The sequence below is a fragment of the Yoonia sp. R2331 genome, from assembly GCF_041103235.1.
Lineage (GTDB): Bacteria > Pseudomonadota > Alphaproteobacteria > Rhodobacterales > Rhodobacteraceae > CANMYO01.
In genome coordinates this window covers 1995951-2010532 of record NZ_JBGCUN010000001.1, presented here as the reverse complement: position 1 = coordinate 2010532, position 14582 = coordinate 1995951, and the positions used below count along the sequence as shown (strand labels likewise).

The window sequence follows — 14582 nt, the reverse complement described above, 5'->3', positions numbered from 1 at the left end:
TGCACTTTGCCGGGCAAACCGCCGGGGCAATGGCGGGGGACGGCGTCAGGGGGCAGGATGATACCAGTCAGAGGATACCAAGGAAGCACCGTGGCGGTGCTGGGGCTGGGCCGCACAGGGCTGGCGGCAGCAGCGGCACTTGAGGCCGGCGGCGCAAATGTCATTGTCTGGGATGACGGGCAAAGTGCGCGGGATGCTGCGGAAGACGCGGGCTATGAATTGCGCGACTTGAGCAAGACCGGCGCGTTTGCGGGCGTCGACGCGCTGTTGGTCAGTCCCGGTATCCCGCATCTTTACCCCGCCCCGAACCCCGCAATTGCGGCTGCATGGGAAGCAGGCGTGCCGGTGGACAATGACATCGGCTTTTTCTTCCGCTCTTTCGCGACGGACGACTGGGACCGGTTTGACGTGGCCCCGCGCGTGGTGGCGGTGACCGGATCAAACGGGAAATCGACGACAAGCGCGCTTTTGCATCATATTCTGGTTGAGAATGGCCGCCCCAGCCAGTTGGCGGGCAATATCGGGCGCGGGTCGCTGGATATTGAACCGGCCCACGACGGCGAGGTCGTGGTGTTGGAGCTGTCGTCCTATCAGACAGAACTCGCCCGCAGCATGACGCCTGATGTGGCGGTCTGGACCAATATCAGTGCAGACCATCTAGACCGGCACGCAGGTTTGGGGGGCTATGTCGCTGCCAAGCGCCGGTTGTTCGCAGAAGGTGGGCCGGATCGCGCGGTGATCGGTGTGGACGAACCCGAAGGGCGGTATTTGGCCAACCAGATGGCTGAAGGCCCCGAAGACGACCGGGTGATCCGGGTGTCGGTGACCGACAAGATCACGCGCGGCTGGACGGTCTTCGCCAAGAAAGGGTTTCTGAGCGAGTACCGCAAGGGCCGGCAGGTGGGGTCAATTGATCTGCGCGACATCGCGGGGCTGCCGGGCGCACACAACCATCAGAACGCCTGCGCCGCCTATGCGGCCGCCCGCGTGCTGGGGCTGGGGCCAAAGGGGATCGAGGCGGCGATGCGGTCTTATCCCGGACTGCCGCACCGGTCGCAGGTCATTGGCACGCGCGGAGGGGTGACATTTGTCAACGACAGCAAGGCCACCAATGTGGATGCCGCCGCCAAGGCGCTGGCGGCCTTCAAACGTATTCGCTGGATCTGCGGCGGGTTGCAGAAGGACGGTGGTCTGGACGGGTTGGTGCCGCATCTGGACCACGTCACCAAAGCCTATGTTATCGGGCGCGAGCCGGAAGATTTCGCGCGGCAATTGCCCGGTGTCGCGGCCGCGATTTGCGGCGACATGGCGACTGCGGTGGCACAGGCCAGTGCCGAGGCGCAGATTGGCGAGGTGGTATTGCTGGCCCCGGCCTGCGCCAGCTTTGACCAATACGACAGTTTCGCCGCACGGGGTGACGATTTCATTCAGCTGGTCGACACAGTGTTAAGCCAGCCAAAGTAACCTTAGGGCACTGGCCTTACGGCGCGGTGCGGACTGGTTATGCGCGGCGCACCCTTCTGCGCTAGACTGACGATGGGAGGAACGATGGAATCACTGGCGCTGAGCTATGAGATGATGGCGGTCTTGGGGCTGCTGGCGCTGACAATATTCCTGTTCGTCTCGGAAATCGTGCGGATTGATCTGGCCGCAGTGCTGGTCATGGTCTTGCTGGGTGGGCTGAGTTATCTGCCCGGACTTGGCAATCTGGCGGATGTCCAGAACCTGTTCACCGGCTTTTCATCCAATGCGGTGATGTCGATCATTGCGGTGATGATTATCGGGGCCGGGCTCGACAAGACCGGGCTGATGTCAAAGGTGGCGGCACTGATCATCAAGCGCGGTGGCACGACAGAGGCACGGATCATTCCGATTGTGTCGGGCGTTGTAGGCGTCATTTCATCCTTCATGCAGAACGTAGGAGCCGCGGCACTGTTCCTGCCGGTCATGAGCCGGATTTCAGCCCGCACGGATATCCCGATGAGCCGGCTGCTGATGCCGATGGGCTTTTGCGCGATTCTGGGCGGCACGATCACGATGGTGGGATCCTCGCCGTTGATCTTGCTGAACGATCTGATCATTGCCAGCAATGACACGCTGCCCGCGGACCAGCAGATGGAGCCTTTCGGGCTGTTCTCTGTCACGCCCATCGGGGTGATGCTGGTGACGACCGGGGTGCTTTATTTCGTGCTGTTCGGGCGCTGGGTGCTGCCTGCCAAGCGCGAGCGTGGCACCGATGGCGGGTCGGCGCGGTCGATGCAGGCCTATATCGAAAACACCTATGGGCTGCGGGCGGATATGTTCGAGGTCAACGTGCCAGAGGGGTCGATCCTGATCGGGCATACGCTGTCGGACCTGATGGTGGCGCATCACATGTATATTCTGGGCACGTCATATCGCGGCCATAAGGTGATTGCACCCATGGCGGACACAACGATCGAGGCGCCCGCGCGCCTGGCGGTGCTGGGTCTGCGCCGGGTGGTCGCGGAAGAATTCGCAGAGCCTTACGGGCTGGAGATCATGCCGGAGCTGGACGTCTTTGCCGATGATTTCGCCGCCACGCAATCGGGGGTGGCCGAGGTGGTGATCCCGCCAGGGTCGGGCGTGATTGGACAGACGCCGATTGATTTGCGGTTGCGTCAGAGTCACGGGCTTTCGCTGTTGGCGATCCATCGCGGGGCCGAGACCATGAGCCACGTTGAAACCGAGGATCACGTGGCCACCCATATCGGGCAGGTGCCATTTCAGGCCGGTGACACCGCGGTGGTGCATGTCCAGTGGGACCGGCTCACGCGGTTGAAGACGGACCGGGACTTTGTGGTTGTGACATCAGATTTCCCGCAAGAGGAATTGCGCCCGCACAAGGTTGGCTGGGCGCTGGTCTTTTTCGCGCTTGCATTGGGGTTGATCCTGTTTTCGGACGTGCGGCTGTCGCTGTGCCTGCTGACAGGGGCGGTGGGCATGGTGCTGAGCCGGGTCTTGTCGATTGACGAGGCCTATCAGGCGGTGAGTTGGAGTACGGTGTTCCTGCTTGCCTCGCTGATCCCGCTTGGCCAGGCGGTGCAGAACACCGGCACGGCGAACTGGATTGCGGGGCATGTGTTGGTCTTGCTGGATGGCTGGCCGCTTTGGGCGTTGCAGACCGGGCTTGCGGTGCTGGGCACCGCGTTCACGCTGGTGATGTCGAATGTGGGGGCCACGGTGTTGCTGGTGCCGCTGGCGATTTCGATTGCGGTCACAGCGGGCGGAGACCCGGCGGTTTTCGCCCTGACGGTGGCGATTGCAACCTCAAATTCCTTCCTGATCCCGACCCATCAGGTGAATGCACTGATTATGGGGCCAGCGGGCTATCGCGTCATTGATTTCGTCCGCTCAGGCGGGGTGATGACCGTGCTGTTCCTGATCGTGTCGATGTTCGGGCTGACGGTGTTCTTCTAGACAAAGGAAACCCCGCGCCGCATGTGATGCGGCACGGGGTTTGATCGCTGAAAGACGCGAAAGGCGGTGTCAGGCTTTGGTGGATCGCTTGCGCGCGCCTGCCAGCATGCCCAGACCCGCCAGCAGCAGCCAGCCCCCGGCAGGCAGCGGTACGATACCGACGTCGCCCTCGGTATCGGAGGCGACAATCAGCAGGTTGTCAAAGGCCGCGTAGCCACCTGACAACAGGTCGATTTGAAGGGTGACAAGACCATCAACCGAATTCTTGGCATCCAGACCAAAGGTGAAGGTGGTGAAATCAATCACGTGCCGTGCAGAGGCACCGGGCGAGAACACTTTGCGGTCAAGCAAGGTGCCGCCACCGATGCCGCCCGAGCCCTGACCGTCAAAGAGCGAGAACTGAAAGTCGGGTGTGGTGTCGAAGTTGCCACTGTGGAATGGCGCGCCGCAGCATTCCAGGTCAAGGTTGGTCAGGTCGATCCGCACATTCAGGAAATCAAAGCCGGTGATGTCAAACGTCAGGCCCAGCAGGTCATTTTGTGCCGACGACAACATCCCAATGAGGAAGTCGCCGGATTGGGCAAGATCACCGGAATAGCCTCCGATACTGTTGAACTGCCGGTCGCCGCCGGGATTGGTGCTGTCGGTGACGTTGATCGTTTCAACCGTGAAGGTATTCCCGAAGGTGAAGCCAGCCGGCTGGTTGCCGTAGTTGACGTTGACCTTTTGGCCATCCACGTCAGACCGGGCCGTGCCGACGAAGGCATTGGGGTTTTCAAAATCCTGATCATAGAGCGTGACTGGTGCGGCGGATGACGCGGTCGCCAGACCGAGTGAGAACACAGGAGCCAGGGCGAAGGCGCCAAAAATCTTCATGAAATTCTTCATCATCAATCCTCTTGATCATCACAAAATTGACATAATCATACAGCGCGCGACCCAAATTTCAATTGGGAAACAGGGTGCGTTGGAGCATGCGACCCGTCGATGCGGTGTTGCGGGGGGCTGGAACCTGATCGAAATTGGTCGCTGCCTTTCCTGATTTGGCATCCGTTTGCCGCGTGTGGACCCAACAAATGCCACGTTCCTTGGTTAACAATAGAGGGCATATTGGGAGTAGTGTCATGGATTACATGCAGGAAATGTTGCGCTTGTATAAGCAGGGTCCCGGCGGGATGGAGGTGTATAACATCTCGGTCGCGGGGCAGTTGATCACCGTGGAAAGCGGGCCGATGGGGCGACCCGGCCACAAGGTGCTGCATCCGCTGGCGGATAAGCCACGGGTGGATCGTTTGGTGCAGGGCTTGCTGGAAAAGGGCTATGCGCCGCTGGAAAAGACTTTTGGTCCCTGGGCGGTTGCCAAAAAGGCCGACCAGATGCGCGCACCGACACGTGCCAAGCGCAAGCTGGGCGGCGGGTTCTGAAAACCGTGGCGAGACCTGACCGCGGCGGGGCGCGATTTTTTGACGAAAAATCGGTGCCTGCCGCGCGGAGATTATTTTGGCCGGAAGAAGAGTGGACCACTGATGCCTGATGAGTGTGACAAGACGCTGCATTTGTATCGGGATACGCCACGCGGGGTGTGTCTGGTCAGTTTCTTTGATCAGGGAGATCGGTTTGTTGTTGAGGGTGGTGGCACCGGGCAGACCCGCAGTCGCGCAACCTTTGGCAAGGATGAGGCGCGGGACGTAGAGGCCGCGATCGAAGCTTTGTTGGCGGATGGATATGCGCCGATCAGTGCCGATCAGGTGTCCGGGATCAAAGGGCCAAGCGACAACGTCGGGCGCAGGTCAGATGGCCGGTCGCCTTGGCGATCCGGGCGGTTTTGGGACGTCAGAGAAGACATCGGTTTGTATTGGTCAGGCGATCGGTTTTTGTGACGCGATCGCCTGACCGCAGGCCCAGCCGGACGACCAGGCCCATTGGAAGTTGTAGCCACCCAGCCATCCGGTGACGTCCACAGCTTCGCCAATGGCATAGAGGCCGGGGAGGGTCTTGGCCTCCATCGTTTTGGAATTGAGTGCGGCGGTGTCGATGCCACCCAGTGTAACCTCTGCTGTCCGGTAGCCTTCGGAGCCGGTGGGTGTGAGGTGCCAGTGGTGCAAGCGCTGGGCGATGTCGGCCAGCGCGGCGTCCGACATCTCTGCGATGGGGCCGGGGGGCAGGGTGTCTGCAAGGTATTGCACCAGCCGGTTGGGCAAGACCTGTGACAGGGCGCTTGTCAGTCCTTTCCGTCCTTCCGCGCGCTTGGCCGCCGTCAGCGCTGAAAAGAGGTCCTGCGTGGGAGAGAGGTTGAGACTGATCGCGTCACCTTCGGTCCAGTAGCTGGAGGCTTGCAGGATCGCGGGGCCAGAGAGGCCGCGGTGGGTGAAGAGTGTCGCTTCTTCAAAGGTGGTGCCGCCCGCGGTGACTTTTGACGGCAGGGCTGTGCCGGAGATTGGCGCGAAAGTGTCACCGAAGGTGAGTGGCACGAGGCCGGGGCGGGGTGTGATCACGTTCAGGCCGAAGTGGTCTGCGATCTGGTAGGCGAGGCCCGTGGCCCCCATCTTGGGGATGGATTTGCCGCCTGTGGCGAGCACAAGGTTGCGGGCGGTGATCGGGGTAGTTTTGCCGTCGCGGGTCAGGGTCGCGCGGAACTGGCCGTCGTGCCGGATGTCTGTCGCAGAGGTATTCAGCCACAGATCAGCAGGGGCCATTTCGGCCAGCAGCATGGCGATGATGTCGCGGGCCGTTGTGTCGCAAAAGAGCTGGCCCAGGGTCTTTTCATGGTAGGGAATGCCGTGGCGCGCCACGAGGTCGATGAAGTCCCATTGGGTGTAGCGGCTGAGCGCTGATTTGGCGAAATGCGGGTTTTGGGAGATGAAATTCTCGGGCCCCGCGTGGAGGTTGGTAAAGTTGCAGCGGCCACCGCCTGAGATGCGGATTTTCTCGCCCGGTGCTTTCGCATGGTCGATGACCAGCGTTGACGGGCCTGAGTGGGCCGCGGCCATCAGCCCTGCGGCCCCGGCACCAAGGATGAGCGTGTTGACGTGCATGGGGCTGCTGTCGCGCGAAATGGCGCATGGTGCAAGATGTGGGGCCGCCTGGATTTGCATATTTCTATTCGGAAGAAAGACAGGGTGCGCTGTGATAGGGGAGGCTTGGCGCTTGTTGCGGATGATATATTGCGGCGAGGTGCGTCCTTTGCCTAGGCTAGGGGCAGGAGCAATCAGAGTGGGCGCGACATGGCAATCGACGTATCATTTGTGACAGAGGTGTCGGATGTCGCCGCGTTTGAGGCCTTGCTGCTGGATTATTATGAAGACGTCTTGCAGGTCGCATATGCGGCGGGGTTGCCGGAGCAATCGCCTGCGGGGTTGGCACGTGCCTCGATTGATCATCTGGACGAGATGTTGCCGCCAAAGGGGCGGCTGTTGCTGGCCCGTGATCAGGATGGGCAGTTGGTGGGCTGCGGCACCTTGCGGCGGATCAGGCCCGATGCGGTGGAAATGAAGCGGATGTTCGTGCGCCCGCAAGCGCGGGGGACGGGTGTGGGCCGGCAATTGTTCGAGATGCGGATCGCGGAGGCGCGCCAGATGGGGTGTCGGGCAGTTTATGCCGATACCGCAAAGGGCAACCGCGCGATGCTGGCGATGTAAGAGCGATATGGCTTTCGCTATATTCCGCGCTATCCGGAGAACGCCAATCCCGAGGACTTTGCGCCCTATCTGGTGTTTCTGGAGTACCGGTTTCCCCAAGGGGACACGGCGTAAGGCCGCCGTCGACCGGAACCGGGGCGGCACGCGAACGGCGGCTGTGCATCCATGCAGGTTGCATTGCGCGGGCGGTGGGGGACACTGAGCAGATGACGGACGACACGAGCACACAGGAAGATCAGACAGGGGCCGCGGCACGGCGCGCGAAAGGTGAGTTTGTGCGCGGTGTCAGTGGCTTTCGGCACGCGATTGGGGATGCGGATTTTCCGCCCGAGGCGGGGCGGTATCACCTGTTTGTCGCGCTGAATTGCCCGTGGTGCAATCGGGTCACGTTGGCGCGGGCGGTGTTGGGCTTGCAGCAGGCGGTCACGCTGGATGTGGCCTTTCCCAATCGCACGGGCGAGGGCGATCCGGCGGGGCCGAACCTGTGGGAGTTTGCGCCGGATCGGGTGGCAACACTGACCGGGGCGGCCTTGCCGGAGTGTACGGCTGAGACCGGGACCGGGGCAGGGTTGCGGCTGGCCAAGGAGATCTACCAGCGTGAAGGGTCGGATGAACAATCTGTGCCGGTGCTTTATGACAAGCACACCCAGCGGATCGTGAACAACGAAAGTGCCGAGATCATCCGGATGCTCGATGCCCATGCGGAGGCATTGGGGTCTGATCTATCCGGGGCCGCGCGGGCGCGGTTGGTACCGGAGGAGGCGGCGCTGCGCGCAGAGGTCGACAGGTTGAACGCGCAGATTTACACAGCGATCAACAATGGGGCCTACAAGGCGGGGTTTTCGTCGGATCAGGCGGTCTATGCCAGTGCTTTTGCGGCATACTTTGAGGCTTTGAACGCGCTGGAGGCGCTGTTGTCGGATGGGCGGCCTTTTCTGACAGGTGAGGCGTTGACCGAAGCCGATATCCGTTTGTTCCCAACGCTGTATCGGCATGATCCGGTGTATTTTCTGCGCATGAAGCTGAACGGTGCGCGGATTTTGGATTACCCGAATCTGTGGCGTTGGCTGTGCCGGGTTTATGCGCTGGATGGCGTGGCAGAGGCGGGATCATTGGTGCATTGCAGGCAGGGCTATTTCGGGCGGTCGTGGAACGGCACGATCCCCTTGGGGCCGCACTATCCGATGTCCTACCCCGCGGCTTATGCCCATCCAGAGCTTGCCAAGGCATGATGAGACGCAATTAGAAGTGGATCACGGCTGCCAAAACCGCTAAACTTGGGGGATAGACCCGCAAAAGCGGGCGGTTGAGGCAGTATTGGCGGTAGTCCCATGACGGAAATGGTCTATGGCACGGCACCTGTGGTCCATGAGGACCCGGTTTTGCCGCGTTGGTGGCGAACAATTGATAAATGGACGATGTCCTGCATCTTGTTGCTCTTTGGCATTGGGCTGCTGTTGGGGCTTGCGTCCTCGCCCCCGTTGGCGAGCAAAAACGGGTTGGAGCCGTTTTATTATGTGACGCGGCAGGCGTTTTTCGGCGGCATGGCGATGATCGTGATGTTTGCCTTTTCGATGATGAACCCGCAGGTGGTGCGGCGCTTGGCGGTGCTGGGGTTCCTTGCGGCCTTTGTGGCGCTGGCGTTTTTGCCTGTCTTTGGTACGGATTTCGGCAAGGGCGCGACACGGTGGTATTCGCTGGGGTTTGCATCGTTTCAACCTTCCGAGTTTTTGAAACCCGGATTTGTGGTGATGGCGGCCTGGTTGATGGCGGCGTCGATGCAGGTGGGCGGGCCGCCCGGCAAGACCTATTCGCTGGTGCTGACCATCATCATCGTGACCTTGCTGGCCTTGCAGCCGGACTTTGGGCAGGCCTGTTTGATCCTGTTTTCATGGGGTGTGATGTATTTCGTGGCCGGAGCGCCGATGATCCTGTTGATCTGTCTGGCAGGGCTGGTGGTGGCCGCGGGGTCGTTCGCCTATGCCAATTCAGAGCATTTCGCACGGCGGATTGACGGGTTTCTGAGCCCCGATTTGGATCCGACCACGCAGCTTGGCTATGCCACAAATGCGATCCGCGAGGGCGGGTTCTTTGGTGTGGGTGTCGGCGAAGGGCAGGTGAAGTGGTCCTTGCCGGATGCGCATACGGATTTCATTATCGCGGTGGCCGCCGAGGAATACGGGCTGATCTGCGTGCTGGTGATCATCGCACTTTATACGGTGATTGTGGTGCGCAGCCTGATGCGGCTGATGAAAGAGCGTGATCCGTTCATTCGGTTGGCGGGGACGGGCCTTGCCTGTGCCTTTGGCGTGCAGGCGATGATTAACATGGGGGTCGCGGTGAGGTTGTTGCCGGCCAAGGGGATGACGCTGCCGTTTGTGTCTTATGGTGGGTCGAGCCTGATTGCGGGGGGAATTGCCGTGGGGATGCTGCTGGCGTTCACCCGGTCGCGGCCACAGGGCGAGATGGAAGATTTGCTGAGGCCCGGGCGGTGATGGGGCCGGAGGGTCGCCGCTCGCGCGCAAGCGCGCATCGCCCCGCCCACCGTCCCGAATTGTGGGGGCCAGCCCCCACACCCCCGGGATATTTTTGGCCAGAAGAAGGATGGACCTTGTGAGCAAGTTGCTGGTCATTGCGGCAGGCGGCACGGGTGGGCATATGTTTCCCGCGCAGGCGTTGGCCGAGGCGATGTTGGCCAAGGGATGGCGCGTAAAGCTGAGCACCGATGCGCGCGGGGCGCGCTATACGGGCGGCTTTCCTGATGCGGTTGAGGTGAATGTTGTGGGCTCGGCCACTTTTGCGCGGGGTGGGGCGCTTGCCAAGCTGGCAGTGCCGTTTCGGATTTTGGGTGGCATTGGCATGGCCAAGTGGCGCATGTTGCGCGCCCGGCCTGATGTTGTTGTGGGCTTTGGGGGTTATCCAGCGATCCCGGCCATGGCGGCCGCTTGGGCCTTGCGCGTGCCGCGGATGATCCACGAGCAGAACGGTGTTTTGGGGCGGGTGAACCAGCTGTTTGCACGCCGCGTTGATCAGATTGCCTGCGGCACCTGGCCCACGGAATTGCCCGCCGGTGTTGAGGGCATTCACACAGGTAACCCGGTGCGGGCCACCATTCTGGAGCGGCAGGGGGCGGCCTATATCCCGCCCGGCGATTACCCGATGTCGGTCATGGTGATGGGGGGCTCTCAGGGGGCGCGCATTCTGTCGGACGTCGTACCTGCGGCACTGGCGGCCTTGCCAGAGGCGCTGCGCCACAGGCTGCGGGTCGCGCATCAGGCGCGCGAAGAAGATTTGGAGCGGGTTCAGTCCTATTATGCCGAGATGGGAATTCCAGCCGAGGTGCAGACGTTTTTTACCGACGTGCCGGAGCGGTTGGCCGAGGCGCAGTTGTTTATCGGGCGTTCTGGCGCGTCGACGGTTGCAGATGTCAGCGTGATCGGGCGTCCTGCGATTTTCGTCCCCCTCGCGCAGGCCATTCGGGATGAACAAAGCGCCAATGCGCGGCAGATGGTCGATGCAGGTGCTGCGATCCTGATGCCGGAAAGCCAATTCACGGCTGAGACCCTGTCCGACCAGGTGGAAAACGTGTTGGGCAACCCCGATGGGGCCCTGCAAATGGCAATCGCGGCCTTGTCCTGTGGCAGGCCGGACGCTACGGAGCGGCTTCAGGCGCTCGTTGAGACTTTGGCAGAGGGCGGACAGAAATGATGGATGGAAGTCAGGTTATGAACAGTGCTGCGACGAAACTGCCGTTGGATGTGGGCGCGATCCACTTTGTCGGCATTGGCGGGATTGGCATGTCGGGCATTGCCGAGGTGCTGTTGAACCACGGCTATACCGTGCAGGGATCGGACCTGAAGGGATCGAAGATCACTGAGCGGTTGGAACGGCTGGGCGCGCGCGTTTTTGAAGGACAGCGGGCCGAGAACCTCGAAGAGGCGGAAGTGGTCGTGATCTCATCCGCGATCAAGCCGGGCAATCCAGAGCTGGATGCCGCCCGCGCCGCAGGTCTGCCGATTGTGCGCCGGGCCGAGATGCTGGCCGAGTTGATGCGGCTGAAATCCAACGTGGCTGTGGCCGGCACCCACGGCAAGACCACGACCACAACGATGGTCGCGGCATTGCTGGACGAGGGCGGGATTGACCCCACGGTGATCAACGGCGGGATCATTCACGCCTATGGGTCCAATGCCCGCATGGGGCAGGGTGAATGGATGGTGGTGGAGGCTGATGAGTCCGACGGCACCTTCAACCGCCTGCCCGCGACCATCGCGATTGTGACCAACATCGACCCCGAGCACATGGAACACTGGGGCACCGAAGAGGCGCTGCATCAGGGGTTTTATGAGTTCGTCTCTGGCATTCCGTTTTACGGGCTGGCGGTCTGCTGCACCGATGATCCCGATGTGCAATCGCTGGTGGGCAAGATCACCGACCGCCGGGTGGTGACCTATGGCTTTAACGCGCAGGCGGATGTGCGGGCGGTGAACCTGCATTACAAAGCCGGGGTCGCGCATTTTGATGTGGCCTTGCAGGCCGAGGGGCTGGTGATTGAGGGCTGTGAGCTACCGATGCCCGGTGATCACAATGTGTCCAACGCGCTGTCTGCGGTCGCTGTGGCGCGGCATCTGGGGATGAAGGTCGCAGAGATTAAGGCCGCGCTGAAAGGCTTTGGCGGCGTGAACCGGCGCTTTACCAAGGTGGGCGAGGTTGGTGGCGTTGTGATCATCGACGATTACGGCCACCATCCGGTAGAGATTGCCGCCGTGCTGAAAGCCGCGCGTCAGGCAACCGAGGGTCGCGTGATCGCGGTACATCAGCCGCACCGGTATAGCCGGTTGAGCCATCACTTTGAGGAGTTCTGCGCCTGTTTCAACGATGCCGATGTGGTCGGCATCTCGGATGTGTTTTCCGCCGGTGAGGATGTGATCCCCGGAGCAGAGCGTGATGATCTGGTGGCCGGGCTGATCCGCCACGGGCATCGCCACGCGCGGGCGGTGGCGTCAGAGGACGATCTGGAACGGCTGGTGCGGGAACAGGCGGTTGCCGGCGATATGGTGGTCTGTCTGGGGGCAGGGACGATCTCGACCTGGGCGAATGGGCTGCCGGAGCGGTTAAAGGGGTAGGGGTGGGGTGCGCGAAGAACGCGTTAAGGATATTGACAGCTTAAAGACCTATTTGAATGAACTACCGAAGAGTCAACGGAAGGTAGTCGCAACAGCTTTAGCATCCAGGTCTGCTGCTCGGGTCTTCCCGATGGGACTCAATAGACTGCTAGATGAGCGCGGTGAGCCTTTTGGGCCTCTTGAGATATTTAGGCTTCTTCTAGTCACTAACATCAACCATTTCGTACCCCTATCAACACCTCCTGGAAAGCGCCTAGTTCACCTATGGTCGCCAAACGAAATAAGCCCGGCGACTTCAAGCGACTACTTCGCGATTGTTACTGTCGACTATGCATACCAGGTCGCATCTCGAGTGTACGACGGAATTGATGGACATCTCGAAAGAGTGACAGCCGATGCCGTGTCAACGGCGATGATTTCGGGAATGGATTGGAGATTGGTCTTCGACGATCTAATTGGATCGTCGCCAAACCAAAAGCTTTGGCCAGATGGTATGCCAATTCAACATTTGAAAGCGTGGAATCAAGCAGTTAAGGTCCTCAATGCAAAAGTTGAAGATTGGCAGTTCCTAGTCAATTTTTACGAACGATTGCTTGCTGGGCGAGATGTTCTAGCAAATCCGATAGCTCAAGTTCTGGAAAAGATCTCTGACGACGATTGGAGAAAGGGGCCAGAACACATTAACCCAAAATTTGATGAGGTCTTGGCGCTCTATAGGGCTGACGATGAGCAGGCTGTCATTGATGCCACACCAGTTGGCGAGACGGTTGAGTTTGATGGCGAAGCTCAAGTTCTGGTCCTGCGACCAACAGACCAAATTCCCGACGATCATCTTGAGAATATTGTCGCTCAGATTGCGGCTGCGCGGCGGGTTCTTGATGGGCCTGGTGGGCTTGGCAACGCCTATCAATCACTCTCGGACGAGTTGCGATTGCTGGAGCAGGCCGAGACCATCTACCGTGATCGACCGGTGCTCATCCTGAGGATCGTTTCGCAGGTTTTGAAGCGGTTGGCACATAAGTTTGGTAACGGGGAATGCCCGTCGCCGGGGCAAGATACGAATATTTACGACTTTCAAGACAGGCTGAAAGTTGTGCAATTTGAGTTGGTGGCCCTGAATGACCAGGTGCGCAACTATCACGAAGCGATGCGGCCGGAAGTCGTAGAAAGCGCGGTTCCTTCAATCGTTGAAGCTGCAAGTGTTGTTGCGCAAGCTTCCAACACCGATCTTGCAAAGGCTTTGGAAGAAGAAGCAGGCCGTCTCAACGATTCAACGCTGGATTCTGTGTCTCGGAGTAACGCGCTGTTACGCATTCTCGGCCTTATTGTACGGGGTGGCAAAGCGGTTCGAACGGCATTGAAGGTCAGCGCTGACACCTTGAAAGACGTTGTGGTGATTGGAGGAGCAACAAACGCGGGACTGGCTTGGTACTTTGGGCCAGCGTATTGGGAGTTTGTGAAAGCTGCGTTGAAAGGGCTTGGACTATGACCCCCTCTGCCATCCTCGCGAGCGTCTGGGTGCTGGCTGCCACGGCAACGGCCTTTTTGCCTATGAAACGGCAATATAGGCCGGGGATTGTGCTGTTGGGCGCGGCACCGGTGCTTATCGTATGGTTAGGCGTTGACTATGGGGCGCTCGTGGGCTTTTTGGCGGCAGCGGGTTTCGTGTCGATGTTTCGCAACCCGCTGATCTACTTTTACCGCCGCGCGAGGGGCGAGAGGCCGGACGTACCGAAATGAGCTTTGCCTGGATCCTGAATTATCTGCCCATCGTGTTGGGCCTGATCTGGCTGGTGGCGGCGAACCTGTTGGGTATGATCCCCAGCCGGGATAACCACTGGCGTCGCGCCTATGTGCTGATTGCGTTGGGCGTGCCGCTGCTGGGGTGGATCACGCTGGAGTTCGGGCCGTGGATCGGACTGGCCTTTTTGGCGGCGGGATCAAGCGTGCTGCGCTGGCCGCTGATCTATCTGGGCCGCTGGCTGCGGGCGCGGTTGCCGGGCTGATGGGCGGGCTGGTCGTCTTTGCGATCATGGTGCTTGGGGCGTTTATTCCGTTTGGCATTGTTGGCTATCTGGTGCGCGCGGGCAAGAACGGGCTGGCGCTGAGCATTGCCGCCGTGATTGGCGCGATGCTGTATATTCTGGTCTGGGGGTCCGACGGACGGCTGGGTATTGATCCGCTGCTGGCGATTTCCTGGGCGATGCTGTTTTTCGTGCCTGCACTGATCGGCACGCTGGCGGGCGGGCTGCTGGGCTGGCTGATGCGGCGCAGGGATGACCGCTCTATCTGAACTTTTTTCGGCTCAAAACCTTGAACAACGTTCATGAATGCCCATTTCGTGAACATCGTTCATGAAAACGGAGGGACGAGAAATGGA

15 protein-coding genes are annotated in these 14582 nt (G+C 60.4%); 13 read left to right on the top strand and 2 right to left on the bottom strand.

All coding sequences use genetic code 11. The annotated features are described in order from the left end of the window. Positions 1-57 precede the first annotated feature (57 nt). The gene (murD, locus tag AB3Y40_RS10295) at positions 58-1464 is read left to right on the top strand and encodes a UDP-N-acetylmuramoyl-L-alanine--D-glutamate ligase (protein WP_369438699.1); all 1407 of its coding nucleotides are present in this window, start codon (positions 58-60) and stop codon (positions 1462-1464) included. Positions 1465-1548: 84 nt separating this feature from the next. Continuing rightward, complete coding sequence (locus AB3Y40_RS10290) at positions 1549-3438, top strand: SLC13 family permease (protein ID WP_369438698.1); 1890 nt, start codon at positions 1549-1551, stop codon at positions 3436-3438. Between the two features lie 69 nt (positions 3439-3507). Here the strand turns inward: AB3Y40_RS10290 and AB3Y40_RS10285 are convergent, their stop codons facing one another. Then, the gene (locus AB3Y40_RS10285; protein WP_369438697.1) at positions 3508-4314 is read right to left on the bottom strand and encodes a VPLPA-CTERM sorting domain-containing protein; all 807 of its coding nucleotides are present in this window, start codon (positions 4312-4314) and stop codon (positions 3508-3510) included. A 248-nt stretch (positions 4315-4562) separates the two neighbouring features. Between AB3Y40_RS10285 and AB3Y40_RS10280 the strand changes: the two genes are divergently transcribed. Together AB3Y40_RS10280 and AB3Y40_RS10275 are read left to right on the top strand one after the other, a co-directional pair. Beyond that, positions 4563-4862 (top strand): hypothetical protein, encoded by a 300-nt coding sequence (locus AB3Y40_RS10280; RefSeq protein WP_369438696.1) that lies wholly within the window; start codon positions 4563-4565, stop codon positions 4860-4862. A gap of 102 nt (positions 4863-4964) precedes the next feature. Beyond that, complete coding sequence (locus AB3Y40_RS10275; RefSeq protein WP_369438695.1) at positions 4965-5318, top strand: hypothetical protein; 354 nt, start codon at positions 4965-4967, stop codon at positions 5316-5318. On the opposite strand, the gene AB3Y40_RS10270 is transcribed toward AB3Y40_RS10275, so the two are convergent. Beyond that, entirely contained in the window at positions 5298-6473 is a 1176-nt protein-coding gene (locus tag AB3Y40_RS10270) for a BaiN/RdsA family NAD(P)/FAD-dependent oxidoreductase (protein WP_369438694.1), read from the bottom strand. The two genes, AB3Y40_RS10275 and AB3Y40_RS10270, sit on opposite strands and share 21 nt — an antisense overlap. 189 nt (positions 6474-6662) lie before the next feature. Between AB3Y40_RS10270 and AB3Y40_RS10265 the strand changes: the two genes are divergently transcribed. The 9 genes from AB3Y40_RS10265 to AB3Y40_RS10225 all read left to right on the top strand — a co-directional run bounded on the left by AB3Y40_RS10265 (position 6663) and on the right by AB3Y40_RS10225 (position 14495). Further along, positions 6663-7076, top strand: a complete 414-nt coding sequence (locus AB3Y40_RS10265; RefSeq protein WP_369438693.1) for a GNAT family N-acetyltransferase — start codon at positions 6663-6665, stop codon at positions 7074-7076. A 206-nt stretch (positions 7077-7282) separates the two neighbouring features. Next, entirely contained in the window at positions 7283-8308 is a 1026-nt protein-coding gene (locus tag AB3Y40_RS10260) for a glutathione S-transferase C-terminal domain-containing protein (RefSeq protein WP_369438692.1), read from the top strand. Positions 8309-8407: 99 nt separating this feature from the next. Further along, positions 8408-9571, top strand: a complete 1164-nt coding sequence (gene ftsW / locus AB3Y40_RS10255; RefSeq protein ID WP_369438691.1) for a putative lipid II flippase FtsW — start codon at positions 8408-8410, stop codon at positions 9569-9571. A 109-nt stretch (positions 9572-9680) separates the two neighbouring features. Beyond that, on the top strand, positions 9681-10784 hold the full coding sequence (locus AB3Y40_RS10250) for a UDP-N-acetylglucosamine--N-acetylmuramyl-(pentapeptide) pyrophosphoryl-undecaprenol N-acetylglucosamine transferase (RefSeq protein ID WP_369438690.1): 1104 nt from the start codon (positions 9681-9683) through the stop codon (positions 10782-10784). Further along, positions 10784-12202 carry a UDP-N-acetylmuramate--L-alanine ligase gene (gene murC, locus AB3Y40_RS10245; protein ID WP_459553992.1) on the top strand — a complete coding sequence of 473 codons (1419 nt, stop codon included), beginning with the start codon at positions 10784-10786 and terminating at the stop codon, positions 12200-12202. Before AB3Y40_RS10250 ends, murC begins: the two co-directional genes overlap by 1 nt. A 385-nt stretch (positions 12203-12587) precedes the next feature. Next, positions 12588-13691, top strand: a complete 1104-nt coding sequence (locus AB3Y40_RS10240; protein WP_369438689.1) for a hypothetical protein — start codon at positions 12588-12590, stop codon at positions 13689-13691. Continuing rightward, the gene (locus tag AB3Y40_RS10235; protein WP_369438688.1) at positions 13688-13942 is read left to right on the top strand and encodes a DUF2484 family protein; all 255 of its coding nucleotides are present in this window, start codon (positions 13688-13690) and stop codon (positions 13940-13942) included. Before AB3Y40_RS10240 ends, AB3Y40_RS10235 begins: the two co-directional genes overlap by 4 nt. Continuing rightward, on the top strand, positions 13939-14208 hold the full coding sequence (locus tag AB3Y40_RS10230) for a DUF2484 family protein (protein WP_369438687.1): 270 nt from the start codon (positions 13939-13941) through the stop codon (positions 14206-14208). The genes AB3Y40_RS10235 and AB3Y40_RS10230 overlap by 4 nt, the downstream gene beginning before the upstream one ends. Further along, a complete protein-coding gene (locus tag AB3Y40_RS10225) occupies positions 14112-14495 on the top strand; it encodes a UDP-N-acetylmuramate--alanine ligase (protein ID WP_369438686.1) in 384 nt (127 codons plus the stop codon). The genes AB3Y40_RS10230 and AB3Y40_RS10225 overlap by 97 nt, the downstream gene beginning before the upstream one ends. Positions 14496-14582: the final 87 nt, after the last annotated feature.

Excerpts from the sequence above, each read along its gene's own strand:
- AB3Y40_RS10280 (WP_369438696.1), top strand. The coding sequence starts at position 4,563 with ATGGATTACATGCAGGAAATGTTGCGCTTGTATAAGCAGGGTCCCGGC.
- AB3Y40_RS10265 (WP_369438693.1), top strand. The coding sequence starts at position 6,663 with ATGGCAATCGACGTATCATTTGTGACAGAGGTGTCGGATGTCGCCGCG.
- murC (WP_459553992.1), top strand. The coding sequence starts at position 10,784 with ATGGATGGAAGTCAGGTTATGAACAGTGCTGCGACGAAACTGCCGTTG.
- AB3Y40_RS10285 (WP_369438697.1), bottom strand. The coding sequence starts at position 4,314 with ATGAAGATTTTTGGCGCCTTCGCCCTGGCTCCTGTGTTCTCACTCGGT.
- AB3Y40_RS10290 (WP_369438698.1), top strand. The coding sequence starts at position 1,549 with ATGGAATCACTGGCGCTGAGCTATGAGATGATGGCGGTCTTGGGGCTG.
- AB3Y40_RS10235 (WP_369438688.1), top strand. The coding sequence starts at position 13,688 with ATGACCCCCTCTGCCATCCTCGCGAGCGTCTGGGTGCTGGCTGCCACG.
- ftsW (WP_369438691.1), top strand. The coding sequence starts at position 8,408 with ATGACGGAAATGGTCTATGGCACGGCACCTGTGGTCCATGAGGACCCG.
- AB3Y40_RS10270 (WP_369438694.1), bottom strand. The coding sequence starts at position 6,473 with ATGCACGTCAACACGCTCATCCTTGGTGCCGGGGCCGCAGGGCTGATG.
- murD (WP_369438699.1), top strand. The coding sequence starts at position 58 with ATGATACCAGTCAGAGGATACCAAGGAAGCACCGTGGCGGTGCTGGGG.
- AB3Y40_RS10230 (WP_369438687.1), top strand. The coding sequence starts at position 13,939 with ATGAGCTTTGCCTGGATCCTGAATTATCTGCCCATCGTGTTGGGCCTG.
- AB3Y40_RS10260 (WP_369438692.1), top strand. The coding sequence starts at position 7,283 with ATGACGGACGACACGAGCACACAGGAAGATCAGACAGGGGCCGCGGCA.
- AB3Y40_RS10275 (WP_369438695.1), top strand. The coding sequence starts at position 4,965 with ATGCCTGATGAGTGTGACAAGACGCTGCATTTGTATCGGGATACGCCA.
- AB3Y40_RS10250 (WP_369438690.1), top strand. The coding sequence starts at position 9,681 with ATGGACCTTGTGAGCAAGTTGCTGGTCATTGCGGCAGGCGGCACGGGT.